This is a genomic window from Parabacteroides massiliensis (assembly GCF_900155425.1).
GTDB lineage: Bacteria > Bacteroidota > Bacteroidia > Bacteroidales > Tannerellaceae > Parabacteroides > Parabacteroides massiliensis.
The window spans coordinates 579,208-605,893 of the sequence record NZ_LT700191.1; the positions used below are offsets into that span (position 1 = coordinate 579,208).

Sequence of the window (26,686 nt, forward strand, 5' to 3'; positions counted from 1 at the left end):
CTGTGTCATCAAGGAATAAAATATTAACTTTGCTAACACAGTTTTTTATATGAAAGCAGAATTTGATTTTGAAAGTATCAAGAACAAGACAATAGAGCAGCTGAAAGCCGGTAAGCCATTGTTAGGAAAGGATGGTGCTTTTGCCCCCCCCTTATTGGAAAGTATCTTGAATGCCGCATTGGAAGGTGAGATGGATGCCCATCTTACAGAAGAAGAACGTCAGTTGGGCAATCGTCGTAATGGTAAAATGCAGAAGCAAGTCCAGACTCCATTGGGTGAAGTCACAGTGTCTACCCCTCGTGACCGTAATTCAAGTTTTGAGCCTCAGTTTATAAAGAAACGTGAGACCATCCTGGCGGAGGGCGTAGCGGACCGTATCATCGGACTTTATGCCCTTGGTAACAGCACACGCGAGATCAGTGACTGGATGGAGGAAAATCTCGGCAACCGTGTTTCTGCCGAAACGATTAGTTCCATAACCGACCGTGTTCTTCCAGAAATAAAGGCTTGGCGTTCCCGTACCCTTGATGCTGTCTATCCGATAGTCTGGATGGACGCAATCCATTATAAAGTCACTGACGAGAGAGGGTGTGCCGTTACCCGTGCAATCTATAACGTCTTAGGTGTCGACAAGGAAGGGCACAAGGATTTGCTTGGCATGTATATCTCTAAAAATGAGGGAGCCAATTTCTGGTTAAACGTACTGACGGACTTGCAGAACCGTGGAGTTCATGATATCCTTATTGCTTGCGTTGATGGTCTGAAAGGCTTTCCTGATGCCATCCAAAGTGTTTTCCCGAACACCACAGTACAACTTTGCATCGTCCACCAGATACGTAACTCCATTAAATATGTCGGTAGCAAGCATCAGAAGGAATTCCTCAAAGACTTGAAACGGGTTTATGGTGCGGTAAGTAAAGAAGCTGCTGAAACGGAACTTTTTAATCTGAATGAGAAATGGGGAGAAAAATATCCTATCGTCATCAAGTCATGGGAGGATAACTGGGAAAAACTTACTGAATACTTCCAGTTCACATCGGATATACGCCGTATGATTTATACCACAAATACAGTTGAGGGCTATCATCGCCAGATACGGAAAGTGACAAAAAACAAGGGCGTATTCCCTAACGACACCGCCCTTGAAAAACTGGTTTACCTCGCTTACCGCAATATACGTAAGAAATGGACCATGCCACTGGCTAACTGGGGAGCCATTGCACAACAACTGGCGATAAAATTTGGAGATAGGTTTAAATTATTGTAATTTTACGCTCGTCGGGACGGGTGGTCCCGCCCCTTGGCGCTGGCCGCTCCCCGACCGATGAGATTGAATGAGAATAGAGCATGACACAGTTTAATTTACACAACCGCTTTGGGAGTATCCCCAAGTATACAGGTACACCGGGTTATGATCCCCGCGATCTATAGAAACTATATATCTATGAAGTCCAGACTCCAACAGCACATTCCTTAAACTATCTTTTCTATAATTCAAATATACCACTATTTATATTTATAATAGGTAGAATATTATATTCTTCTCCTTCTGTTTGAGATTGTTCAAAAATTTGCTTATATATTGGTACTGATATCACATCAAAAAGTAAATCAACATCGGAATTATAAAAAGAGCAATACCATTCAGGATTTCCTCTCATATTAAAATATCCTCTTCTCTCAATAACAAACTTATAAAACCCCACAAATTCTCCATTTTTTTCTATTGAAGTTAAACCTCCAAAATTTGTACAAATCCTATATTTCAACGACTTTAACGAATAATATTCTTTTTGCACTAATCTATTCTCAACATATTTTGCTCTATATACATAAAACGGGATTTCAAAAACGCCACCTTCTGGCGGAAGAATAAAAGGATTTTTTTGTTCTGTTTGAATCACATATTTAAACTGAACTTTGTCTTTTGATATAATTTCCACAAGTTTATACTTATACTTTTTAGTATTATTCTGTAAAATAGCAATTGTCGTTTTTTCTACAAACAACTCATACTCGTAATTTTTTTCGTACTCAAAACCTTCAATACTACCAATTTCTATTTTTCTATAATATTCTTGATTATCTTCTTTTATCAAAAGACATTCTACCTCTACAGAAGTGTCTTCCAATAGACACGAACTCATTTCTGCAGAAACATATATTTTCACAATTTCCACCTTCTCTTTTAAATCATCTTTTTTTGAACAAGACAAAAGAAATATCAGACAAAAAAAGAAATAAATTTAAACAATCGTTTTATTTGCATATCTATATTTATTATTGGGATTTCACATCTACATAATAGCATGACAAACGTTTCCATTTCCAACGGAACAACACTTTCTATATAAATAGAATATTAAGCAACTAATCAAAATTAAGCAGAAAAATCTAACAAACAGCTGCAATTTACGTAAAATATCAAAACCAACAAATACTTTATGCAAAAAATAAAAATACGTATTTTAAAAGTTACTAAAAAAACAAGGATATAAAGTGAGGAAAAATTTAATTCCTACAACCTTGTATCCTTGAATGAAATTCATCTGTGAAGGCAATTACCTCCGTATCAATTGTTTTCCGGACGTAATTTGCGGACAACTGCACCTGCACGCCACATTTCGCTGTTGCGCAGGGCTTCCAGTTCCTTGTTCAGTCCTTCACGATAGTCAGGTTTGCTGTTCGTGTCGATAGAACGCTGTGCTTCATTGCCGGCTGCCACTTCTTTATAGAGTTTTTCAAACACCGGCTTGGTTGCATCGTGGAACGGGCCCATCCAGTCCAAAGCACCGCGCTGTGCGGTTGTCGAACAGTTTGCATACATCCAGTCCATACCGTTTTCTGCGAACAACGGCATCAAAGACTGAGTCAGTTCTTCGACTGTTTCATTGAACGCTTCAGATGGTTCGTGGCCGTTTTCACGCAATGTTTCGTATTGAGCCAGCAGCAAGCCTTGGATGGCACCCATCAAAGTACCGCGTTCGCCTGTCAGGTCGGAAAAGACTTCCTTCTTGAATGTCGTTTCGAACAGATAGCCGGAACCGACACCGATACCTAAAGCGATCACACGATCCCAAGCTTTGCCGGTCGCATCCTGATAGATTGCATAGCTGGAGTTCAGGCCACGTCCTTGCAGGAACATACGGCGCAAAGACGTTCCGGATCCTTTCGGGGCAATCATGATCACGTCGACATCTGCAGGAGGAATGATGTGGGTACGATCCTTGTAAGTGATAGCGAAACCGTGAGAGAAATACAGCGCCTTGCCCGGAGTCAGGTATTTCTTGATACGCGGCCAGCATTCGATCTGAGCAGCGTCAGAAAGCAGAACCTGGATAATCGTTGCTTTTTCGCAGGCTTCTTCGATACCGAACAGTGTTTCGCCCGGCACCCAACCGTCGGCAACAGCCTTGTCATAGGTTTTTCCGGGACGCTGTCCTACGATAACATTGAAACCGTTGTCGCGCAAGTTCAAGCTCTGTCCAGGACCCTGAACGCCATAACCGATCACTGCGATTACTTCATCTTTCAACACTTCTCTTGCTTTTTCCAACGGAAACTCTTCGCGGGTTACTACGTTTTCGTCAACACCGCCAAAATTCATTACTGCCATTTTCTTTTACTATTTAATGTAACGTACTTAATAAAATAATTCTTTCACTGGGGGCGGTTCGCAAACCGCCCGTATCATGTTTGTTCAATGCCACGTAACGGCGGCACGGCAAATCGCTTTGCCTCCGTTACAGATAGCCATATCGTATTTTCCGGCCTCAGCCTCCTCTTTCTTGTGCAACAGGAGTTCCATCCCATACTTGCCTTCGGATTGGTAGGCGATTTCGAAACGTTTGATGTCTTTTGTCTGAAACAAGTCCAGGTCGAACAGGTCCAGCAGATGTTCCATATACTTGATGCTGTTCAGGTGGCCGTTGATGTCGAGGTCGCTGTACTTGACGACATAAGGGATTCCTTCCGTATCGTTCTCCACAGCCGCAATCTTTCCCGGTTTCCCGATCGGACAGGGGCGATCCGTGACGTAAGCGCTCAACCCGGCGACATCCAACAAGGTCGGACGGCGTGATTCCATGTCGATGGCCGCCCAGATAGAGCGGGCATAGCCGAATGTCTTGCCCCCGGCATCCACCATCTCGAAACAACGGCTGGTAAAGAGGCGACCGACTTCGTCCACCCAGGTATACAGGGTTATGGGTTCGGACATGGCAGGATATCCGGTCATCTCGATTGCCAGACGGGAAAGAACCCATGCCGTATGCCGTTCCGACATATCGTTGAAACCGAATCCGCGTTCGGCAGCATGGCTGGATGCGGCATGTATCAGGTAGTTCCCGATCATCGGAATCGTTACGCGTCCACGGAAATCCAACAGATACGGTTCTGTGACGAAATGATATTCTCCTACTTTGTCTTTGTCCATAATTCTATGCTTTTATCAGGCGATATGTTATTGTTGTCCGTCTTGCTTGTTCTGCAGCTTGCGTTCCATTTCGGCCAGCATGTCGCTCAGGCGTTCGACGCGGCTTTTTGTGATCGCGACGCGACCGGAACGGATGAACTGCAAGACACCGATCGTTTCACTCAATTCCTTGAACAAGGCTTGCGTCTCGTCGTAATGGCCGCTCTTTTCCAGAACCACGCACGTTTCGTTCATTTCCAGAATTCGGGCGTTATACTTGCGGATCAGGTCCTCGACCGTCCCCATCTTGATGAACAGTTCGGTGCTCAGCTTATAAAGGGCTATCTCTTGGAAAACCAAGTCTTCGTCCGTGTTATAATAGGCTTTCAGGATATCCACTCGCTTGTCGATCTGCTTCACGACCTTGTCGATCGTATCTTCATCGGCGAATGTCGTGATCGTAAACTTATGTATGCCCTGTATGGCGGAAGGCGAAACGGAAAGCGTCTCGATGTTCAACTGCCGGCGCGTAAAGATAACTGTAATCTGGTTCAGAAGACCTACTGTATTCTCTGAAAAGATAATAACGGTATATAATTTTTTTGTTGTCATGGCTTCTCCTCCTTACTTATCTCCTAATATCATGTTAGTTACGCTTCCACCGGCGGGAACCATCGGATATACCATCCCGCACGCCTCCACGTTGGCGACCAGCACATACGCTCCGTCATGGTGCAACATCTCGGCAATGGCCTCATCCAGTTCTTCCCGTTTATCCACGGTGCGGCCGGCAATGCCGTATGCATTCGCGATCGCCACGAAATCCGGGTTCACCATAACCGTGTTCGAATAGCGTTCGTGGAAGAACAACTCTTGCCACTGGCGCACCATTCCTAAGAAGTTATTATTGAGGATAATGATTTTCACATCCAGTTTTTCCTGCATGATGGTTCCCAGTTCTTGGATCGTCATCTGTATGCCACCGTCGCCGGTGAAGAAACAGACCGTACGGTCAGGCGCACCGAACTTAGCACCCATTGCGGCGGGAAGACCAAAGCCCATTGTCCCCAGACCGCCCGAAGTAACCACGCTGCGGGTGCGTTTATACTTGAAATAGCGGACGCCCATCATCTGGTTCTGCCCGACATCCGTCACTAAAACGGCATCATTGCCGGTCGCTTCGGAGACTTTCCGGACGACCTCGCCCATTTTCAGCGGGCCGCTTGTCGGGCACAATTCCTTTTCGATCACCTTTTCATATTCTTCCTGCGCATCCGGCTCGAACTCGGCATTCCATTCCGGGCGTTTCCGTTCTTCCAGCAACGCGGTTATCATCGGGATGGTATGTTTGGCATTTCCGAGCACTTTCACGTCGACCGGCACATTCTTCCCGATCTCCGAGTTATCGATATCCAGATGGATCACTTTCGCCTGCTTGGCGTACGTATTCAAATCGCCTGTGACACGGTCGTCGAAACGCATGCCGATGGCGATCAGCACGTCGCATTCGTTGGTCTTCCTGTTCGGTCCCACATTGCCATGCATACCGAGCATACCTTTGTTCAAAGGAAAATCGGAAGGCAACGCCGACAGGCCGAGGACGGTCGAACCGGCAGGAATGTCATTCTTAGACAGGAATGCTTTCAACTCTTCTTCGGCGCCCCCCAACAGGACACCTTGCCCGACCAGGCAGAACGGTTTCTCCGCCTTATTGATCAATGCAGCGGCAGCCTTGATCCTGTCTGGGTTGATATCCGGTTCCGGCTGATAGCTGCGGACAAAATCGACTTTCTTGTATTCATAATCCACCAATCCTACCTGGGCGTCTTTTGCCAAATCAAGCACGACCGGTCCCGGACGTCCTGTAGAAGCGATATAGAAAGCTCGCGAAACAGCCCATGCAATCTCTTCCGGTTTGCGGATCTGGTAAGCCCATTTGGTGATCGGTTGCGTGATGCCGATCACATCGACTTCCTGGAATGCATCGGTTCCGAGCAATGGAGAAGGAACCTGTCCGGCTATGACCACCATCGGCGTGCTGTCCATCAGCGCATCGGCAATGCCGGTGATGGTGTTCGTCGCACCGGGTCCCGAAGTGACCAACGCCACTCCGACTCTGCCGGATACGCGGGCATATCCCTGTGCAGCATGCGTCGCTCCTTGTTCGTGACGCACCAAAACATGTTTCAATTTATCTTTGTAGTCGTACAAACTATCGTAAATAGGGATTGCCTGTCCGCCGGGATAACCGAAGATCGTATCTACCCCTTCAGCTATCAGCGACTTCAACAAAGCCTCCGAACCGGTTATTTTATGTTTCTCCATACCCTTTATTGAATTGACAATTGACAATTGATAATTGACAATTGGATATTACTCTATTTTAATGTTTAATGTTTTCTTCTTCTTTTCTTTTTAATTGTCAATTGTTCATTGTCAATTGTCAATTATCCTCACTCCTCCCTTGTCAGCCGAACTAACCATCTTTCCGTAGGCTCGCAAGGCTTTTGAGACGACACGCTGGCGGTGAGGAGGCGTAAAGGCTTTCGTTCCGCGGGCCTCTTCCGCTTTACGGCGTTCGGCAAGTTCGGCGTCGCTGACCTTCACGTTAATCGTACGTTCGGGAATATCGATCTCGATCATATCTCCGTCTTTCACCAGGCCGATCGCTCCGCCTGCCGCTGCTTCAGGAGAGATATGGCCGATGGAGAGGCCGGATGTACCGCCGCTGAAACGCCCGTCCGTGATCAACGCACATTCCTTGCCTAAATGGCGGCTTTTTATATAGGATGTGGGATAAAGCATTTCCTGCATACCCGGACCGCCTTTCGGCCCTTCGTGGGTGATCACAACCACATCGCCCGAAACCACTTTTCCGCCAAGGATACCTTCACAAGCCGCATCCTGCGAATCGAAAACTTTCGCGGGGCCGGCAAACTTCCAGATGCTTTCATCCACACCGGCCGTCTTGACCACGCAACCGTCCAAAGCGATATTTCCTTTCAGGACGGCCAGGCCGCCGTCTTTGGAATAAGCATGTTCGATGTCGCGGATACATCCGGTGGCGCGGTCGGTATCCAGTTCCTTATAATAGGTTTCCTGCGATCCCATCCGAATACTGAAACGATGGGCGGGAGCACTCTTGTATTTCTTGACAGCCTCGTCCGTCACATTCGGCGAGGTGATAGCAAATTTATCCACGGCTTCGGCAAGCGTCATTCCGTCCACACGCTTCACGTTCCCATCTGCCAGGCCGCCTTTCAGCAGCTCGTTCATGATTCCCATGATGCCACCGGCACGGTTCACATCCTGGACATGGTAGGTGTGCGTGTTGGGAGCAACCTTGCAGAGGCAAGGAGTCTTGCGGGAAAGCATATCGATATCGTCCATCGTGAAGTCCGCCTCCGCTTCCTGTGCTATCGCAAGCAAATGGAGAACCGTGTTCGTAGAACCGCCCATTGCGATATCCAAAGACATGGCATTCAGGAAGGCCTGTCGAGTGGCGATACTGCGGGGAAGAACCGACTCGTCGCCGTCACGATAGTATTTATAGGCATTCTCCACAATCTGCCGCGCTGCGTCGCGAAACAGTTGCGTACGGTTAGCATGCGTAGCAACGATCGTCCCGTTGCCCGGAAGAGCCAAGCCGATCGCTTCGTTCAGGCAGTTCATCGAGTTGGCCGTGAACATACCGGAGCAGCAACCGCATCCCGGACAGGCATTCCGTTCCACCTGCTCGACCCGTTCATCGCTAACCGAAGTGTCGGCCGATTCGATCATGGCATCGATCAAGTCCAGATGGCGGCCAGCCAGTTCGCCGGCTTCCATCGGCCCGCCGGAAACAAAGATAGTCGGGATATTGAGCCGCATGGATGCCATCAGCATCCCCGGCGTGATCTTGTCGCAATTGCTGATGCAGACCATCGCATCGGCTTTGTGGGCATTTACCATATACTCGACGCTGTCTGCAATAATATCACGCGAAGGGAGCGAATAGAGCATTCCGTCGTGTCCCATGGCGATACCGTCGTCGATCGCAATCGTATTGAACTCGGCAGCAAAACAACCCAACTTTTCGATCTCCGCCTTTACCAACTGTCCGATCTCATGCAGATGGACATGGCCGGGCACAAACTGGGTAAATGAATTCACTATAGCTATAATCGGTTTGCCGAACTGCTCTTCTTTCAGGCCGTTGGCACGCCACAAAGCACGGGCTCCGGCCATGCGTCTGCCCTCTGTGCTGTATGAACTTCTTAACGGATTCTTCATCATATCATTTATTATTTTCGAACGGAAAAACCGTTCTCTATTTGTTTTCTCACATATATATATCAAAAAAGCCTTTCCCTATATGGAGAAAGGCTTAAGAAATATCTTTATATGATTTCACAACTTCTTACACACCTTTCTCCTTACCTGCTAATGACTAGAAGGACCACCACGAGAATAATATGCAATACGTTGTTCATCATCTTTTCTATGTCTTTATTTTCGTTTGACGCTGCAAATGTAGAACAATAATTCATACCACCAAAGAAATTAAAAGAAAAATATCAATTTATCTTACATTTCTCAAGCAAAGAAACAAGATAGGCTTGCAGTTTAACACATCCATCCATTCTTCCATTATCAAATCCGAAATGCCTGCCTGGATTGTCTCCGCCCAACTTTTCATGCAAATGACAGTTACCCTTTATGATACTTTTCGTACCCGGCTCATTTGCAGATGAAGGTAACCGGAACAGGCGAAGGCACTTTTACCCTTTGGGTTCACCTGTTAATAGTCTTATAATTAAGCACTATACATAAAGGTGACGGCAATTCTCGGATTATAACGAAAAAAGTCTACCAAACCGTTCTCCCAACAATTCAGCATACATTTCTTTTAGTTCAGCACTTAGAAAGGAGTTTTGAATGACAGCCTCAAACTTTGGCAACAGCTTAATATACTTTTTTATCAATCGTTCTACAATCACAGCCTCTATTCCTAAGGTAGCTGCCGACTTGATAAAATCTTCTCTTTGCAATTTCTTCTTCCGCCCATTCAAGGTCAATGCCAGTTCTTCATCATCTTTCGGATTAATGATAACTGCATTCAACAAGTCATAAGCTGGAGCCAGACGTATCTTATTGGCTGTTTCATACAAAGAGAAATTTTTCAAGTGCATATCGTTATTTCCAGTCAGCCAAGAGAAAAGTACCAACTCAAAAAAATTGATAACATCCATTTTAGGTAAAGACGAGTATTTCAAAATTGCTTTGCCTATGCGCTCATAACTACTCTTGTATTTATGTTCCGTTTGCCGTTCCGTCAGTTGGCACATATCTTCCATTGCTATCTTTTCTCCGGTAAGAGTCCTGTCGATTCGGCGAGTAAGATAGCAAAGCGTATTGTCTGCCATCCGCATCAATGTATGGGGAACCACATCAATATGTGCCACTTCTGCAAGGTGCATAGTCAAATCTTCCACTTCCGGCATCATTTCATATTGGGAAGTCTGTGGTTTGCAAATGTAACCGCCCCAGAGGCCGACGATGGTCAATCGCTTACTACCTTCATGTTCATTTAAATGCAAAGACAACTTCGGCTGAACGCCAGTCAGAGATGTTTGGTCTTGGATAATTTGCAGGGCAAGTTGCTCAAGCTGCTCTGTTGTATAGTCTAAAACAGGCAACACCGTCGTTCCGAAGAATTTCTTGATACAAGCTGTGTGCATATCCTTTTCTCCTTTTAGGAGAGGACGATAACAATATAAACAATTACACATGTTTTCCCTCCTTTTCTTCAATTGGAACAACACTCACCGCCCCAATGCAATCTTTGCAGCAAGTCAGTAATAACGACATTCGATCAAGAATACTAATGTCTGTATTCCGCAATGCCACGTCCAGCAACCATCCTTCAGGAATCAAACCATCAAAGAAAGGAAATAGCGTAGGACTTATATATGCCTCTTTTTGCAAAGGCAATGTCAGGCTAACCGCCTTTGCTGTTTCCAAAGACAGATACTCCGGCAAATAATAGAACTCATATCCGGCATCATTTTCTGTCAAAATACCTGCCAATTGGTTTTTGTAAAATATATTAGCTTGTCTCATCGGTTATTGCTTTTTGGTGTAGCAACCATTTCATAATTGAAAAAATCAAGAAGCTGATTCACTTTATCGAGGCGTAGCGTTTCTTTGCCTTGTTCAAGGTCTCGCACAAAGCGCAAACCAACACCCGATTTCAACGATAGTTCTTCTTGCGTCAGATTATATTGCTTCCGCAGCATTTTGACCGTAGTAGAAAGATTATTCATAATATCAAACTTTATACCTTTTCGGGTACAAAGTTAGTATTATTATTCGACATTATATCAGTATGGGTATAATTTATTATTTTACGGATACAATTATATCAGTATGGGTATAATAGACATGACCGGACACGAACCGAGTCGATGTCTGATAACCATGCAGAACCTTACTGTCATATTTCTACTTATTGTATAGTTTTCTCAAATACCCACTGGTCCAAATCGAAACAGTAGCGCATGAAATTTGATTTTCTACCCCATTTATTTCAAATTACTCGCAAGGGTAATATTTTTTAATAAACACGATTTTACATAAAGCACTATATATAAGACATATATAAACATTCACCCTTTTAGAGGGGGTTATTGTAAACTGTAGATATTCATTCCCCCCTCTCCGAAAGCAACAAATCCACATGAGTCCGGACGTAGATTTTCCCAATAGAACATCCGTTCGGGTACAACCATCTTGGCCCCAATCAATAAATTCATTCATTTTTATTTGATAATCAATAAAAATCGTATCTTTGATACTTTAATACATCAAAATGAAAAACAGTCTGTTACTTACGCTATTTGTCATATTTTTCTCTTGCCATAACGATCGAACAATTCCCCTTTTGCTTGACCGGGTCGAATCTCTTATCGAAACACAACCCGATAGCGCAGAAATATTTTTAGACAGTATACAAATGCCGGATAAGCTAAACGACAAGCTTTTTGCCCGTTGGTGTTTTTTACAAAGCAAAACTGCAGACAAATTACATAAAGAGATGCCTTATGTAGAACAACTCTCACGCGCCTTGCAATGGTACGCCAAACATGGGACTGCAAAACAACAGGCATGGACTGGTCTATACTTAGGCCGATCTTACACAGAGGATAAACTTTTCATACCTGCAATCAACGCCTATTCAGATGCATTGGAAATAGCTCAGAATAAACATATATATAATGTAGCGGGATATATTTGTAGTTATATGGCTGATCTGTATACCTATACAGGACAAAGAACTGAAGAAAGACGAAAATTTGAAGAAGCAGCCGACTATTTCAAAAAGGCCGGGAATATCAGAAGCTATGCGTTTGCGCTACGGGATATTGCTCAAACTTGGGTGTTTGGAGACTCCTGTTCAATAGCATTAAACTATATGTTAAAGGCAGATTCTATCATTACAAAATTAAATGATTCTATAGGAATGGCTTCCATCGCAAACGGATTTGGAAACATCTATAAAAAAACTGGAGATTTAAATAAAGCCAGATTGTATTATATAAAGTCCATAGCTTTATATAATACAAAATCCTCTCCCAATTTTTTAGCATTAAGTAATATTTATTACAGAAACGGTACTATAGACTCGGCTCGCTATTACTTAGAAAAATCAAAAAGCTTAACAACAAACCCCTATACCCATATTGATCGTTTATATATGGGATATTTAATTGAGAAAGATGACAATGAAAAAGATAAAGCTTTAAATTATCTGGAACAATATATTGAAGCAAAAGATTCTTTATATGACACAGAGAAGCAAATAGACATCATCGATGCAGAAAAACGACACAATTTAGCTGTTTTATCTAAACAGTACAAAGATCTTCAACTTACAGAATATTTTCATATTACCCTACTTTGTATCTCTGCTATAATTACCCTTATTATTTACCTGTTCTACCAAGCAAAAAATAATTATCAACGGAAAGTTTTAGAACAAAAAGGAATCTTGCTAAATGAGTTGGAATTGGAAATACAACAAAAAAATTCAAGTTTCGAAAATACAGAAGACCTTCAAACTGAAGCAAAAAGAACGAAAGAAGAATTGTGTGCCCTAAAACAGAATATATTTCAAGCAGCTTCAATCACAAAGCGAATAAAGAAACTTTGTAAAAATGTGACTCCCGACAAAGATCAAAAATTAACAGACAAAGACTGGAACAGTCTAATTGCTCTCATCCAAATGCTTTATCCTAATATTATAACCTTTATAAAAGAGAATCCATACAGTCTGACAGATACAGAAAAAAAGATATGTTACCTCAGTTTTTTGCAACTCGATGTAAAAGCAGAAGCAATCCTGTTAGACATTATTCCTAATTCAGTCAGCAAATACAGGCTAAGGACTCGCCAAAGACTCAATTTGACCAATCAAAACACAAGTATTCACGATTATCTATTAACTTACTGATTGTAAACAATATAACATATCACATTGTCTTGACAAAATATATCAATGTCCATCCTTAATCCACATAAACAGTTGAATTACAAGCACAAACACCACGCATCAGAAAAGTCCTTGTCCATGTCTATTTCAACCGATTCCTTTGCCAGGAAAGCATAGCCCCCTACTTTTGCATCATTCATTTTAAACAATCAATTATGGTCAAAAACAAATTATGGTGTATCGGATTAGCGCTGACATTTATATTGCCCGGCTTTGCTAAAAAGGGAATTACACACAAGAGCAAAACACCCTATACAACATTTCAAAAAAATAAAACTACAAAATATCGTAATTCAACAAATAATGCCATGAAACATATTATATATACAATCAATTTTTTACTTCTATTTTGCTGTTGTTCAAAAAAGGATACAACACTGGAAACGATCGAACCTGAATCTATTTCATATTCAGCATATATAGGTGAGACATGTAACCTATTTATCGATTTAAAAGCTAATAAATACACTGTTAGAAACAATAATCCGGGGATTGCGTCATGGAGCTACATCGAAAAGTCGGATGCAATCTCCATCAAGCTTGAAGCCGATGGAGAAGGGACCATTGATATATTAGATGCAAATAACAATATAAAAAACATTATCCATATTTATGCTTTCTATTTCAATGCCGATAAAATAGAAGAATCAGACATGCATCCCACTGAAAAGGCCGAAGTTACAGTTGAAGTTATAGACTCTGATGTTAAATCTTTAATTGAAAAACAATTATGGAAAGAGATCGAACAAAAAAGAGGAACATTTTATAGTTTCAAATCTGACACAAAAGTGTTTACAATGAGTTATCCTCAAACAACAGAAAAGCTACAGGGAACTTATAAATGGAGTATTGATTCTCTGACTTTAAACTACCAAAATACGATAGAAAAGTATGGTTTCAAAATTGCGACCGGAAGACGTTGCTATCTAATATCATCGGACAAAACAAAAGAATATCAACTTCTATTTCCAAACGCGGGTATAAAAGTTGTCCGGACTCAAACAATCTGGTATGACCATACCACCAACCCACTACCCGGGTTAGTTTTGTGATTAAAAAACCGGATTTCATAAAAACACAGTATAGAACAATAAATATTTAGCATTATGAAAGTTACGAAATTATTGCTTATCGCATTACTGAGCTTTTGCTTCTTTACGGCAAAGGCGCAATGGCGTTTGGGAGCAGAAGCCGGTATTGACTTGTCAAGTGTCGACGTTATCACCAATCATACACAGATTGGATCACATGGAGGATTGACGGCCGATTATGCTTTCAAGAATCGTATTAATTTGTCTACCGGGATATTTCATACAATGAAAGGAGCAAACACTATTTGTGCGGATGACCTCGGATATGAAATGTTTGTCAGATTGGGCTACTTAGAAGTGCCGACAATGATCGGCTATCGGATACCGGTCACTTCCGGCATCTACCTGACACCTTCCGTTGGAGCTTATTTCGCATGGGGAATCAACGGATACGGAGAATTTGAAAAGAGTGCCACAAACCAAACTTCCAATGAATCCATGAATCGGACAGAATGGTCAAATCCCTTTGAATCTCATTATTATACGACCACAGAATCTGAAAGAAAGCTCGCTTATGCATTCAACCGTTTCGATACAGGTCTACGCTTTGGGCTAAATGCAGAAATCAGGCGTGTCAGCATGTCGTTCAATTATGATTTAGGCTTAAAGGATATGTGGAAAGGGTTTATGGATGCAGGACTGCATCACCAGTTAAGAAACCGCAATGCGACACTGGCGATCGGCTATAAACTTCAGTTATAAGAATACAATTAAAAGTCCGGTAGTGTAACTACCCAAATGTCGGAATTGAAACAGTTTCTAAATATAATTCGTATCTTTGGACCCGATCAACAGACTGAACTTATAGAGATAATGAAACAATACAACTTTGACGAGATCATCGAACGTCGTGGAACCAATTGTGTCAAGTACGATCTTCTAAAGAAAGACTTCGGTAACGAGAACCTTGTTCCACTTTGGGTAGCCGACATGGATTTCCGGACACCAGACTTTATTGTCAACGCAATCAAGAAACGCCTGGAACATGAGATTTTCGGGTACACATTCGATTCGGATTCCTATTATAACAGTATCATCGAGTGGGTACATTATAAACATAACTGGAAAATCCAACGCGAATGGCTTAGTTATATTCCCGGCATCGTAAAGGGAATCGGTTTCGTTTTGCAATGCTTCACCAAACCGGGCGACAAAGTAATTATCCAGCCACCGGTCTACCATCCTTTCCGCATCGTTCCGGAAAGCATGCACCGTGAGGTTGTCTACAATCCGCTTAAAACAGTAGACGGCATTTACGAGATGGATTTCGAGAACCTCGAATCGGTCATCGATGAACATTGCAAGGTCCTGATACTTTGTAACCCTCATAATCCGGGCGGCATCGTCTGGAAAAAGGACACACTGACCAGGTTGGCCAAGATTTGTGCCAAACACGATATACTCGTCATCTCCGACGAGATCCATGCGGAGATGGCTTATCCGCAATATACGCATCATCCGTTTGCAACGGTTTCGGAGACAGCCGCCAATTGCAGCATTACTTTCATGGCTCCGAGCAAGACCTTCAACATTGCCGGAATCGTGACCTCCTATTCGATCATTCCCAATGCGGAAATACGCGAAAAATTCTATTCCTTCATGGAAGCGGGAGAATTCAATGCCGGAACGCTTTTTGCCTACACGGCGACCGAAGCGGCTTATACATACGGAGCCGAATGGTTGCAACAGATGCGGATGTATATCACTGAGAATGTACGCTTCGTAGACGAATATTGCAAAGCCAAACTGCCGAAAATCAAAGTCTACCTGCCGCAAGCCTCTTTCCTTGTATGGCTGGATTGCCGCGACCTGAAACTGAGCCAGCCCGAACTGGTGAGTTTGTTCCAGGACAAAGCCGGCCTGTTGCTGAACGACGGAAGCATGTTCGGCCCCGGAGGCGAAGGGCATATGCGCCTGAACATCGGTTGTCCGCGCTCCGTCCTGTCTTCCGCACTCGACGCCTTGAAGAAAGCTATAGACAAGAAATAAAAGCCGTTTGCCTATTTAATTATCGAGATTAGGCAGACAAGTCGGAAATTATGCGTAAATTTGTCATCGTTTTATTTATCACAAATACAATTACAAATGAAAATTACAGCAAATAAGTTCGTTGCAGTTACTTACGATCTGAACGTAGGCGAAGGCGAAGAACGCGAATTGATGGAAAGAGCAACAGCTGAAACTCCTCTGAAATTCATCTTTGGTACAGGCGCTATGCTCCCCGCTTTTGAAGACGCTCTGAAAGGACTGGAAGTAGGCGACAAATTTAACTTCTCTATAACTCCGGCTGATGCATACGGCGAATATGTGGAGGAACATGTATTGGATCTTCCGAAGAATATTTTCGAGGTAGACGGCAAATTCGACTCGGAAATGATCAAGGAAGGCAACACGGTTCCGATGATGGATTCGAACGGCAACCGCATGAACGGTTCTGTTTTGGAAATAAAAGAAGATGTGGTCGTTATGGACTTCAACCATCCGTTGGCCGGCGAAACGCTGCATTTCAACGGTGAAGTTATCGACGTACACGAACCGACAGCTGAAGAAATAGCTGCCCTCACGGCTCCGGCAGGTGGATGCGGTTGCGGTTGCGGATGTGACGACTGCGGAAGCGGTTGCAGCGACCACGGCCACGAAGAAGGGTGCGGATGCGGGCACTAAGGAATTGACAATTGAAAATTGGCAATTGACAATTATTTGATATGCATTTTAACTGTCAATTGCCTATTGTCAATTGTCAATTGATAACATGCCGGCAATTGACAAAAAAGGAGTATTGCTTTATTTAAATTGTCAATTGCCAATTGTCAATTGTCAATTTAATAAAGGGTGAATACTTTCGGAAACATATACAGACTGACCTCTTTCGGAGAATCTCATGGTCCCGGGATCGGAGGTGTAATAGACGGATGCCCCGCCGGCATCGAATTGGATACGGAATTTATCCAAAGTGAACTGAACCGTCGCAAACCGGGACAATCCAAAATCACGACTCCACGTAAGGAGGACGACGAAGTACAGTTTCTTTCCGGTATTTACGAAGGAAAAACAACTGGTACACCGATCGGGTTTATTGTCTGGAACAAGAACCAGCATTCGGCGGACTATGACAACATGAAGAGCGTCTATCGCCCTTCCCATGCCGACTATACCTACCAGACCAAATACGGAATCCGCGACCCGCGCGGAGGCGGACGTTCGTCTGCACGGGAAACAATTTCCCGTTGCGTAGCCGGAGCAATCGCCAAACAGGTTCTTCGCCAGGAAGGCATCCTGATCCAGGCCTTTACTTCGCAGGTCGGGAACATCAAACTAAACGGTTCGTATACGGATTATGACCTAAGCAAGACGGAAGACACGGCCGTACGTTGTCCGGACCCGGCGACCGCTGCAGAAATGGAAGCCTTGATCGCCAAAGTGAAATCCGAAGGAGACACGATCGGCGGCGTGATCACCTGCGTGGCACAGGGAGTTCCCGTTGGCTTGGGCGAACCGGTATTCGGGAAGTTGCATGCGGCATTGGGGCATGCCATGCTGACAATCAATGCCGTAAAAGGTTTCGAATATGGCGACGGTTTCGACGCGGCTTTATATCGAGGTTCGGAACGGAACGATATCTTCTTTAACGACAACGGACGCATCAACACCCGCACCAACCATTCCGGAGGCATACAAGGAGGCATCTCGAACGGACAGGATATCTATTTCCGTGTCGCCTTCAAATCGGTTGCCACCATCCTGATGGAACAGGAAACCGTCAATATGGAAGGCGAAGACACAATACTGAAAGCCCGCGGACGCCATGACCCGTGTGTATTGCCAAGGGCTGTCCCTATCGTCGAATCGATGACGGCAATGACATTGCTGGATTTTCTGCTCTTGCAGAAAATCCGAAATTGACAATAATCCATTGTCAATTATTCATGGTGATACGGTTCATTGTTCAGGATTGTCATCGCCCGGTAGATTTGTTCGATGAAGATCAGGCGGATCATCTGATGGGAGAAAGTCATTTTGCTTAAGGATATTTTCTCGGCTGCTGCTTTATAAACGGCATCACTGAAACCATACGGCCCACCGACAACGAAAACCAAGCGTTTCGGAACCGTATGCGTCTTTCTTTCTATATAGGCGGAAAATTGCATCGAGGTAAATTCCTTTCCTTTTTCATCCAATAGAACCAAATAGTCACCCGGCTGCAATGTTTTCAAAATCAGCTCTCCTTCTTTCTCTTTTTGTTGGGATTCGGAAAGATTCCTGGCGTTCTTGATATCAGGGATCACTTCCATTTCAAAAGGGATATAATGAACCAGGCGGTTCTTGTATTCATTGATCGCTTCCACAAAATAGCCGGCATCCGTCTTGCCGATCACAATCAGTGCAATTTTCATTCGTTTACATTTTAGAGATTGAGGACGCTAAATTACAGGAAAAAATACATACCTTTGTCACACAATACTCACAAAAAGAGGAGAAAGTTTATGAAACGATTATTTCTGACGTTGGCATTGGTTCTCTCGGTTCTGAGTGTAATGGCTGCCGATATAGCTCCTATATCGAGTGCTTTTAAAGGAGGCAACGCCTCGTCGCTCAGCGGATCAATGGACAAGGAAGTCGACATGGCCCTACCGGGTTCATCAAAAAAATGCAACGCGAACGACGCTGTTTCAATGCTGAATGCCTTCTTCGGAGGGAACAAGCCAGCAGGATTCACGGTTGTCCACCATGCCGATAAGAAAGAGAATGGTTTCTTTGTCGGCAAACTGCCTACTTCTTCCGGTGAATATCGCGTAAACGTGACATACCGGGCCGAAGGGGATAAAGCGATTATACAGTCTATCAGAATTGAATAAAAGATCCTATGATTTATGATTTATAATTTATGGTTTATGCCTTGCCGCATATAATCCATAAAGAACAAATCATAAATCGTAAATCGTAAATCATAAATCAACAGTAACATGAACGTAAAAGAAACAAAAGAACAACTGATTGCGGAACTGATCCGCCTGGCATTTGCCGAAGATATAGGTGATGGCGACCATACGACTTTATGTTGCATTCCGGCTACGGAAATGGGAAAGAGCCAACTGATCGTGAAAGAAGACGGCGTACTGGCCGGAGTCGAAATGGCTGAACGTATTTTCCACACATTCGATCCGGATCTGAAAATGACGACATTCATCCACGACGGAGCCGAAGTGAAGAAAGGCGATATCGCTTTCGTGGTCGAAGGCAAAGTACAGTCTTTGTTGCAAACGGAACGCCTGATGCTCAACGTCATGCAGCGCATGAGCGGCATCGCTACCACGACACGTAAATATGTCAAGGCATTGGAAGGAACGAAAACGCGTGTGTTGGATACGCGCAAAACGACTCCGGGCCTGCGCATGATCGAGAAAGAGGCGGTCAAAATCGGTGGCGGCGTCAACCATCGTATCGGGTTGTTCGATATGATTTTGCTGAAGGACAACCATGTGGACTTTGCCGGCGGAATCGAAGCGGCTATCACACGTTGCCATCAGTACCTGAAAGAGAAAAACAAGGATCTGAAGATAGAAATCGAGGTTCGTAACTTTGACGAATTGCAGGAAGCGATGCGTGTCGGTGGTATCGACCGTATCATGTTGGACAACTTCAATATCGAAAATACGAAGAAAGCCGTTGAAATGGTTGCCGGACGTTATGAGTTGGAATCTTCCGGCGGCATCACGTTTGCTACGCTCCGCGATTATGCCGAGTGCGGCGTGGATTATATCTCGGTCGGAGCACTGACACATTCGGTCAAGGGACTGGATATGAGCTTCAAGGCTTGCTGAATATATTAAAGAGGGCGGATATCGCCCCTACGAAATACGTCTTACGACGTCACCCTCTAACAGGTATCGCTGGTTGCTCTCCGGGCATGTGGCGATACCTTTTTCATTGAAGGAGAGGCGATGCCCGTATTCGCTTACCCAACCGATCCGGCGGGAAGGATTGCCGACCACCAAAGCATAAGGCGGAATATCTTTGGTCACTACAGCTCCTGCACCGATCATGGCATATTCACCGATCGTATGGCCGCAAACGATCGTCGCATTCGCGCCGATAGAGGCTCCTCTGCCAACATGCGTCTTCTGATATTGGCTTTTACGTGAAACGGCACTACGGGGATTGACCACATTCGTGAAAACACAGCTGGGTCCCAAAAAGACATCATCTCCGCAAGTCACACCGGTATAGACGGAGACATTGTTCTGCACCTTCACATTATCCCCTAAGACAACCTGCGGAGAGATCACGACATTCTGCCCGATATTGCAATTCCGGCCGATTATGCAGCCCGGCATGATATGGGAGAAATGCCAGATGCGTGTGCCGTCGCCAATCGTGCATCCGGGATCGATAACGGCTGTTTCGTGCGCCTGATAAGTTGCCATTTACTTATAGATTAAGAAGATTGTCGGTTTCTTGCTCAGATCGGGGACCTTTCCGGCCCATTCCTTGACAGGACGGGTATGGATATACTCGTCTTCGCAAGTGATGTTAGAAGCTATACACAGTTTGGTCGAAGGGCGGCACGTGCGGATCAACTCCTCCGCCAATTTATTATTGCGGTAAGGCGTTTCAATGAACAACTGCGTCTGGTTCTCCGAGTAAATGCGCCCTTCCAGTTTCTTGATCGTATTCGTGCGCTGCGAAGCGTCGATCGGCAGATAACCATGAAAAGCAAAGCTTTGCCCATTGAAACCGGACCCCATCACCGACATCAGGATCGAAGAAGGGCCGACCAGCGGAACCACCTTGTAATTTTTACGCTGTGCGATCGCCACCACATCCGCACCCGGATCGGCAACAGCCGGACAACCGGCCTCCGAGATCACACCGACCGACTCGCCTTTGGCCAAAGGTGCCAGATAGGCGGCAACGGCTTCGGGTGACGTGTGCTTGTTCAGTTCATAAAAGACAAGATCGTCTATCACGATCGAAGGGTCTGTCTTTTTCAGGAAACGACGCGCCGTACGCACATTTTCGACAATGAAATGACGGATCGAAAGGATGACTTCCCTGTTATATTCGGGAAGCACCCGGCGATGTTCGACGTCGCCAAGCGTGACGGGGATGAGATAGAGAGCGGACATGAATTTATGATTTAGATTTGTGATTTATGATTTGTGATCATGATAAAAAGGGCGGCATTGCCATAAATCATAAATCTTAAATCATAAATCTTAATGCAAAAATAGTAATTTTGCCGAAAATAAGCGAAAAGAGATGGCACTTCCGATAGATTTTATCACACGCACCCGTGCATTGTTGGGAAATGAGTTCGACAGTTTCGAAGCAGCGTTGCAGGCCGATGTTCCCGTCAGTATCCGTATCAACGAGAAAAAAGGCACGCCTGCCCCGTCGACGGCAGGTGCGACAAGTGGCCGGGTGGCTTGGTGCGAGACAGGCTATTACCTGCCCGAAAGGCTTTCGTTCACCTTCGACCCGCTCTTCCATGCCGGCGCCTACTACGTGCAGGAAGCATCGTCTATGTTTCTCGAACAGGCGATCCGCAACCATGTGAAAACGCCTGTCCGGTGTCTCGACCTGTGCGCCGCTCCGGGAGGCAAATCTACCCATCTGGCAGCTTGCCTTCCGGAAGGGAGCCTGTTGGTCAGCAACGAGGTGATCCGCAGCCGGAGCCATATACTGGCAGAGAATATCGCCAAGTGGGGCAGCCCGAATTGCATCGTGACAAACAATGATCCGGAAGAGATCGGCCGCCTGACGCATTTATTCGATGTGATCGTCGCCGATGTGCCCTGTTCCGGCGAAGGGATGTTCCGCAAAGATACCGACAGCACGGGCGAATGGAGCGTAGCGAACGTCACGCTCTGTGCCGGACGCGGACGACGCATCATCCACGACATCTGGAACGCGTTGAAACCCGGTGGCCTGCTGATATACAGCACTTGTACCTACAACACAGAGGAGGATGAAGAGAACATCCATTATATAACGGAAGAACTGGGAGCCGAAGCACTGCCAATCCCCGTCAAGGATGAATGGTTGATCACCGGCCCGCTCAAATACGACCATCCGGCCTACCGCTTTTTCCCGCACAAGACCAAGGGCGAAGGTTTCTTTCTTGCCGCCTTGCGCAAAGCGGACGGCGAGACAGAGGAGATCCGGTTCAAAAACAAGAATAAAAAAGAAAAAGGTAAAACGGCTCCTGCTGTCCCGGAAGCTGTCAAATCTTATCTGGCAGACACTTCTTCTTTCGCACCAGAATGGAGCGGTAATTTCCTCCGGATGCTCCCCCAACCCGTCCAAGACGTGTATCCCCTGCTCCGCGAACACCTGCGCATTCTTTCGGCCGGCATCTGCATGGGTGAAGCGAAAGGAAAAGATTTCATTCCCGCCGAAGAGCTGGCACTCAGCACGGTTCTTCGCCCCGATGCTTTCCCTGTGGCTGATTTAGATTGGGACGATGCCATCCGTTACTTGAAAAAAGAAGCCCTCCTCCTGCCTGCCGGCACAGAGAAAGGCTACGCATTGGTCCGTTACAAAAAGTTTCCGCTCGGTTTCGCCAAACACCTTGGCAACCGCGCCAACAACCTCTACCCGCAAGAATGGCGTATCCGCACGGGATATATGCCGGAACGGGTGAAGACATTCGATATGACGGTGTAGGGTGTCAATTCAAACAAAACGTATAAAGCGAAGCCTCTCCGCGCCGGAGCAGTTTCGCTTTTTTCGTATTCGGGGCATAGACAAAAGTTTCAGCCACAATCACTCGCTGGTTCTGCCGGTCGAGATGGGCATGGCTGACAAACGGGCCGCCCATCATGTCGCCTTCCATCTCCCACAAGCCTCTCAGCACGCCGCAATACTCACCATTCCGGGAGATCGCTTCATAAGAAGGAGAAAAACGCTTCACGGTCGTCATGTAAGAACCGGGGAATGCACCCTGTATATGTTCTCCCAAAATGGAATCGCGCATAGCAACCAGATAATCCAACGTAAAAGTACGGTCGCTGACATACGGGAAACTATACACGACCATGTCGATCCGTCCCCGCGTGCCATGATCGGTCGCCCAAAAGAAATCCGTCGTATCTTTATAAGAACACATCTCTTCGGGTGCATATAACTGTGCGTGGAAACGCGCCCTCACTTTGTCATTCACCCAGACACTATGTGAACTTTCCAGATAACCAGCGGCACGTTCCCGCTCCTTCTCTCCCAGCCAGGCGACCAACGATGTGCCCTGTTTTTCCAAGTATTCAGCTAAAAGCCGGGAGGAAGGCGCATTAATTGTAACCACCTCCTGCCCCATAGCCCAGCAGTCCTTTTCCTTATATACGGATACCTTTGTGTAAAGAGATTCGTCGATCCGGACACGGATGATGTTACGGACATACTGCAACAGGCCGTCAAACTGCGACGGCTCTGCATACGTCACCCGCATAGTCGGCTCATTCTGGGGCAGCCCCGGAATAGGTGCCGTCAACTGATCATACAGAAGCCGTCCGGCTTCCCCTTTCCACGTATTCTTATCCATTACGACCAGCACTTCGTAGGCGAATCCGGTAGCCCGTTTCATAAAGATGGATTGTTTGGACGATTTGGCGGACCGGTTACAAGCAGTTCCACCAACCAAAACGATCAGGACCAAAAGCAATAAAGATTGTGTTCTCATACCATTCACTTATTAGGTTTACTTAAAAATCAAACTCACACAACGCAAAGGTAGAGAGATGGAGGAGGAAGGAGAAAAAATACTGCCGGACAAATATCTAGTTCATTAACAAATTAATATCCAGGAATATAAATAAGATAAACAGCATCAATCCGTCCATTTGGCGGACAATCTGCCCTTCACGGTCCTTAATAAAGACGGATAAATTGGTCCAAATCGGCCTTCTCGTCCAGCCGGAGTTTCTTCTTCAACCGGTTTTTCGATTTGGTCAGGGCTTCCGATGTATTATTGAAAACGGCAAGTTGTTCCTTCCGCGAGAAGTTCCATTTGACCAGACAGCAGATTTCCTGTTCATGGCGGGTAATCCCTTGCTGATCCTTCAGGTCTGTCAGAATATGATTGAAAAGGATATCCGTCAGATGAAACAGATCGTTCCATTCCTCGCGAGTAAGGTTCGTATGGAGCGGGTCGTCTTTCAACTGAACCAGCATAGAAAGGACATTCATATCGGACAGGTCTGCGTTTTCGGCCGATAAAGAGGATATGATCCGCTCACTCTCCCGTAGTTTCTGCTGGTAGAACTCAAGGTCGGACATCCGTTCTTTATACTGTTCGGATTCGGATGCCGAATGCAACAAGTCTTCTTCCAACCGTTTCACCTGCCTGGCATATTCGTGCCGTTCCTTCTGCCAGCGACAGACAATTTCCTTATTCCGTTTCAGTTTCTCCTTTACCTGGCGAAAGCGTTCTTGCCTGCCGCCCGTACGCACCCCGATCATAAATCCGAACAAGGATCCTGCGATCAGGGTAACAAAGCACAAGGTAAATAATACGAATGTCCAGGAGGAAGAAAGATCCATACCGCCTATATTTTGTTTTTCAGATATTCATAAATAGCTAATTGCGCCCGTACCTTCACCGGATTGTCATCCCGCTTGAAGTTGTTATGCAGATGTTCGTCGATCAGACAGGCTTTCACGTTATCTTGCAACTGGATATTCAGGATATCTATGATGCTTCGCTTGATTTCCGCATCCAGAATCGGGAAAGCGGTCTCTATACGGCGATTCAAGTTCCGGCGCATCCAATCGGCGGAAGTCAGGAACAAATCTTCCGCACCGTCATTATAGAAATACCAGATACGGGAATGCTCCAGAAACATATCCACAATACGAGTCACCCGGATATTCGCACTGTACGGCTGATTGGGAACCAGACAGCAAATTCCCCGGACAATCAGATCGATTTCCACCCCGTTCTCACTCGCATTATACAACTCGTCGATCATATTCTGGTCATGCAGGCCGTTCATCTTCAAAACAATGCGCCCTTTACGCCCGGCCTTCACATGTTCGATCTCCCGATGGATCATGCGGATCAGTTCCGGTACCATATTGAAACGGGCAACCAGCAGATGGCGGAATGTCGGTTCGGCCAACTTCCCTTCCAGCACTGCAAACACTTTGTTTATGTCGATTATCAACTCCGCATTCGAAGTCAGCAACGCCATATCGGAATAGACACGCGCCGTTTTTTCATTGAAATTACCGGTGCTCAGATAAGCAAAATCCCGCCGCTTGCTGCCGTCTTCCGTATCTTTGCGCAAGATAACCGCCACTTTTGCATGCACTTTCAAGCCGGGGATGCTATAGATGATACGGATGCCCGCTTGCTCCATCTTTTCGGCTGTGCTCATATTGTTCTCTTCGTCGAAACGAGCTTTCAACTCCACAAAGACCGTCACCTTCTTCCCGTTCTGAGCTGCACTGATCAACGTGTTGATCACGGCCGAATTCTCTGCCACCCGGTATTGCGTAATCTTGATCTCATCTACTTTCGGGTCAAAAGCCGCCTCCATCAGGAAGCGGATCAGGTAGTCGAAAGACTGGTAGGGAAAATGCAACAGGATATCCCGCTTTTTCACCGCCCGGAAGACAGACCCCATCTCGTCAAGGAATGGTACACGCATGGGAGACGGAATCGGCTGCTCCAATTCTTTTCCTTTCGGATTCGGCAGTTTGGCCAAGTCCTGCAAATTGTTATACCGTCCTCCTTGCACCAGATCGTCCGTGGTAATGCCAAAGGCACTGCATATAAACGATAGAAAATCGGCGGGCATATTGCTGTCGTACATAAACCGGCTCAACGCGCCGATCTTGCGCTTTTTCACCTTCTTACGAATGCTTTCCACAATATTCCCGTTTTTCTCGTCATCCAAGTAAATATCGGCATCCCGCGAAATCTTGATGCTGTAACAACTATCCACCACATAGCCGGGGAAGATACTGGACAAATTGGCTCGGATAATATCGTCAATAAACATGATATAATGTTTCCCTTCATGCGTTGGCAATTCGATAAAGCGGGGTACTTTCGCATACGGGATCTTCATCAGGGCATAATAATAGTCCGGCACATAATCCGGTTCCGCCATCCGCTTGCTCTTTTTCACCATCCGGATGACCAGATAAAGACGGCGGTCGCGTATGAATGTACGGATATCACCCGCCTGTATCATGACCGGCGAAAGGAAAGGAAACACTTCCTCATTGAAAAAGTTATGCACGAATTCCTCATGAAAAGGTTCCGGCCGGCTGTCCTGATACAGGTAGATATCCTGCCGGTTCAACTCTTGCAATACTTTGGAGAATATGCGGTAGTATTCGCGCTGCTGCCGGTTTACTTCCTCTGTTATTTCGGAAAGCGTCTCTTCCGCTTCCGCCCCGCTTTCTTCGGCGAAATTCTTTTTCATGATCACACCCCGATGTTCGGCAACCCTTATTTCGTAAAACTCTTCGAGATTGGACGAATAGATCGAAAGAAACTTGATACGCTCATAGATAGGGAGCGTTTCATCTTCCGCCTCCAACAAAACGCGATAGTTAAAAGACAACCAGCTAATATCACGTTTAAAGTATTTATGTGAATTCTCCATCGTATTATTATCTTCGGTCGGTAAATATAAATACTTTTGT

At 45.4% G+C, this 26,686-nt stretch carries 26 protein-coding genes; 10 read left to right on the forward strand and 16 right to left on the reverse strand.

Translation table 11 applies throughout. The annotated features are described in order from the left end of the window. The first annotated feature begins 49 nt into the window (after window positions 1–49). Window positions 50–1,267, forward strand: a complete 1,218-nt coding sequence (locus BQ9893_RS13355) for an IS256 family transposase (RefSeq protein ID WP_075966485.1) — start codon at window positions 50–52, stop codon at window positions 1,265–1,267. 220 nt (window positions 1,268–1,487) lie between these two features. Here BQ9893_RS13355 and BQ9893_RS13360 read toward each other — a convergent pair whose 3' ends face one another. From BQ9893_RS13360 to BQ9893_RS22350, 10 genes are all read right to left on the reverse strand, one after another. Beyond that, window positions 1,488–2,180, reverse strand: a complete 693-nt coding sequence (locus BQ9893_RS13360) for a DUF4377 domain-containing protein (RefSeq protein WP_244155133.1) — start codon at window positions 2,178–2,180, stop codon at window positions 1,488–1,490. A 392-nt stretch (window positions 2,181–2,572) separates the two neighbouring features. Next, the gene (gene ilvC, locus BQ9893_RS13365; RefSeq protein WP_075966487.1) at window positions 2,573–3,616 is read right to left on the reverse strand and encodes a ketol-acid reductoisomerase; all 1,044 of its coding nucleotides are present in this window, start codon (window positions 3,614–3,616) and stop codon (window positions 2,573–2,575) included. A gap of 84 nt (window positions 3,617–3,700) precedes the next feature. Further along, the gene (locus tag BQ9893_RS13370; protein ID WP_075966488.1) at window positions 3,701–4,435 is read right to left on the reverse strand and encodes an acyl-[acyl-carrier-protein] thioesterase; all 735 of its coding nucleotides are present in this window, start codon (window positions 4,433–4,435) and stop codon (window positions 3,701–3,703) included. A 27-nt stretch (window positions 4,436–4,462) separates the two neighbouring features. Then, entirely contained in the window at window positions 4,463–5,026 is a 564-nt protein-coding gene (gene ilvN / locus BQ9893_RS13375) for an acetolactate synthase small subunit (RefSeq protein WP_075966489.1), read from the reverse strand. A 12-nt stretch (window positions 5,027–5,038) separates the two neighbouring features. Continuing rightward, entirely contained in the window at window positions 5,039–6,739 is a 1,701-nt protein-coding gene (gene ilvB, locus BQ9893_RS13380; protein ID WP_075966490.1) for a biosynthetic-type acetolactate synthase large subunit, read from the reverse strand. A gap of 111 nt (window positions 6,740–6,850) precedes the next feature. Then, window positions 6,851–8,686, reverse strand: a complete 1,836-nt coding sequence (gene ilvD, locus BQ9893_RS13385; RefSeq protein WP_075967375.1) for a dihydroxy-acid dehydratase — start codon at window positions 8,684–8,686, stop codon at window positions 6,851–6,853. A 560-nt stretch (window positions 8,687–9,246) separates the two neighbouring features. After that, entirely contained in the window at window positions 9,247–10,185 is a 939-nt protein-coding gene (locus tag BQ9893_RS13390) for a HipA domain-containing protein (protein ID WP_208610815.1), read from the reverse strand. After that, the gene (locus tag BQ9893_RS13395; RefSeq protein ID WP_075966491.1) at window positions 10,178–10,516 is read right to left on the reverse strand and encodes a HipA N-terminal domain-containing protein; all 339 of its coding nucleotides are present in this window, start codon (window positions 10,514–10,516) and stop codon (window positions 10,178–10,180) included. The genes BQ9893_RS13390 and BQ9893_RS13395 overlap by 8 nt, the downstream gene beginning before the upstream one ends. Then, window positions 10,513–10,719, reverse strand: coding sequence for a helix-turn-helix transcriptional regulator (locus tag BQ9893_RS13400; protein ID WP_075966492.1), 207 nt, complete (start codon window positions 10,717–10,719; stop codon window positions 10,513–10,515). Before BQ9893_RS13400 ends, BQ9893_RS13395 begins: the two co-directional genes overlap by 4 nt. 360 nt (window positions 10,720–11,079) lie before the next feature. Then, window positions 11,080–11,208 carry a hypothetical protein gene (locus BQ9893_RS22350; RefSeq protein WP_262497382.1) on the reverse strand — a complete coding sequence of 43 codons (129 nt, stop codon included), beginning with the start codon at window positions 11,206–11,208 and terminating at the stop codon, window positions 11,080–11,082. A 56-nt stretch (window positions 11,209–11,264) separates the two neighbouring features. Between BQ9893_RS22350 and BQ9893_RS13405 the strand changes: the two genes are divergently transcribed. From BQ9893_RS13405 to aroC, 6 genes are all read left to right on the forward strand, one after another. Then, complete coding sequence (locus tag BQ9893_RS13405; protein ID WP_075966493.1) at window positions 11,265–12,905, forward strand: tetratricopeptide repeat protein; 1,641 nt, start codon at window positions 11,265–11,267, stop codon at window positions 12,903–12,905. Between the two features lie 194 nt (window positions 12,906–13,099). After that, window positions 13,100–13,996, forward strand: a complete 897-nt coding sequence (locus BQ9893_RS13410) for a hypothetical protein (RefSeq protein ID WP_075966494.1) — start codon at window positions 13,100–13,102, stop codon at window positions 13,994–13,996. Window positions 13,997–14,050: 54 nt separating this feature from the next. Then, entirely contained in the window at window positions 14,051–14,737 is a 687-nt protein-coding gene (locus BQ9893_RS13415) for an outer membrane beta-barrel protein (protein ID WP_075966495.1), read from the forward strand. Between the two features lie 111 nt (window positions 14,738–14,848). After that, the gene (locus tag BQ9893_RS13420) at window positions 14,849–16,024 is read left to right on the forward strand and encodes a MalY/PatB family protein (protein WP_075967377.1); all 1,176 of its coding nucleotides are present in this window, start codon (window positions 14,849–14,851) and stop codon (window positions 16,022–16,024) included. Window positions 16,025–16,120: 96 nt separating this feature from the next. Further along, window positions 16,121–16,699, forward strand: coding sequence for an FKBP-type peptidyl-prolyl cis-trans isomerase (locus tag BQ9893_RS13425; RefSeq protein WP_075966496.1), 579 nt, complete (start codon window positions 16,121–16,123; stop codon window positions 16,697–16,699). Window positions 16,700–16,867: 168 nt separating this feature from the next. Then, on the forward strand, window positions 16,868–17,938 hold the full coding sequence (aroC, locus tag BQ9893_RS13430; protein ID WP_075966497.1) for a chorismate synthase: 1,071 nt from the start codon (window positions 16,868–16,870) through the stop codon (window positions 17,936–17,938). 17 nt (window positions 17,939–17,955) lie between these two features. On the opposite strand, the gene rlmH is transcribed toward aroC, so the two are convergent. Then, window positions 17,956–18,429: a 23S rRNA (pseudouridine(1915)-N(3))-methyltransferase RlmH gene (rlmH, locus tag BQ9893_RS13435; RefSeq protein WP_075966498.1), complete on the reverse strand. Its 474-nt coding sequence runs from the start codon at window positions 18,427–18,429 to the stop codon at window positions 17,956–17,958. A 90-nt stretch (window positions 18,430–18,519) separates the two neighbouring features. Here rlmH and BQ9893_RS13440 point away from each other — a divergent pair, with 90 nt between their 5' ends. Together BQ9893_RS13440 and nadC are read left to right on the forward strand one after the other, a co-directional pair. Further along, window positions 18,520–18,891, forward strand: coding sequence for a DUF4783 domain-containing protein (locus BQ9893_RS13440; protein ID WP_075966499.1), 372 nt, complete (start codon window positions 18,520–18,522; stop codon window positions 18,889–18,891). Window positions 18,892–18,999: 108 nt separating this feature from the next. Beyond that, window positions 19,000–19,857, forward strand: coding sequence for a carboxylating nicotinate-nucleotide diphosphorylase (nadC, locus tag BQ9893_RS13445; protein WP_075966500.1), 858 nt, complete (start codon window positions 19,000–19,002; stop codon window positions 19,855–19,857). Between the two features lie 27 nt (window positions 19,858–19,884). Here the strand turns inward: nadC and BQ9893_RS13450 are convergent, their stop codons facing one another. Continuing rightward, window positions 19,885–20,460 carry an acyltransferase gene (locus tag BQ9893_RS13450; RefSeq protein WP_075966501.1) on the reverse strand — a complete coding sequence of 192 codons (576 nt, stop codon included), beginning with the start codon at window positions 20,458–20,460 and terminating at the stop codon, window positions 19,885–19,887. Continuing rightward, a complete protein-coding gene (locus BQ9893_RS13455; RefSeq protein WP_075966502.1) occupies window positions 20,461–21,162 on the reverse strand; it encodes an SAM-dependent methyltransferase in 702 nt (233 codons plus the stop codon). 133 nt (window positions 21,163–21,295) lie between these two features. Between BQ9893_RS13455 and BQ9893_RS13460 the strand changes: the two genes are divergently transcribed. Continuing rightward, window positions 21,296–22,702, forward strand: a complete 1,407-nt coding sequence (locus BQ9893_RS13460; protein WP_075966503.1) for a methyltransferase RsmF C-terminal domain-like protein — start codon at window positions 21,296–21,298, stop codon at window positions 22,700–22,702. 4 nt (window positions 22,703–22,706) lie between these two features. On the opposite strand, the gene BQ9893_RS13465 is transcribed toward BQ9893_RS13460, so the two are convergent. From BQ9893_RS13465 to BQ9893_RS13475, 3 genes are all read right to left on the reverse strand, one after another. Beyond that, window positions 22,707–23,711, reverse strand: coding sequence for a DUF4837 family protein (locus BQ9893_RS13465; RefSeq protein ID WP_075966504.1), 1,005 nt, complete (start codon window positions 23,709–23,711; stop codon window positions 22,707–22,709). 188 nt (window positions 23,712–23,899) lie between these two features. Next, window positions 23,900–24,571, reverse strand: coding sequence for a hypothetical protein (locus BQ9893_RS13470; RefSeq protein ID WP_075966505.1), 672 nt, complete (start codon window positions 24,569–24,571; stop codon window positions 23,900–23,902). A 5-nt stretch (window positions 24,572–24,576) separates the two neighbouring features. Further along, window positions 24,577–26,646, reverse strand: coding sequence for an RNA degradosome polyphosphate kinase (locus BQ9893_RS13475; RefSeq protein ID WP_075966506.1), 2,070 nt, complete (start codon window positions 26,644–26,646; stop codon window positions 24,577–24,579). Window positions 26,647–26,686 lie beyond the last annotated feature (40 nt).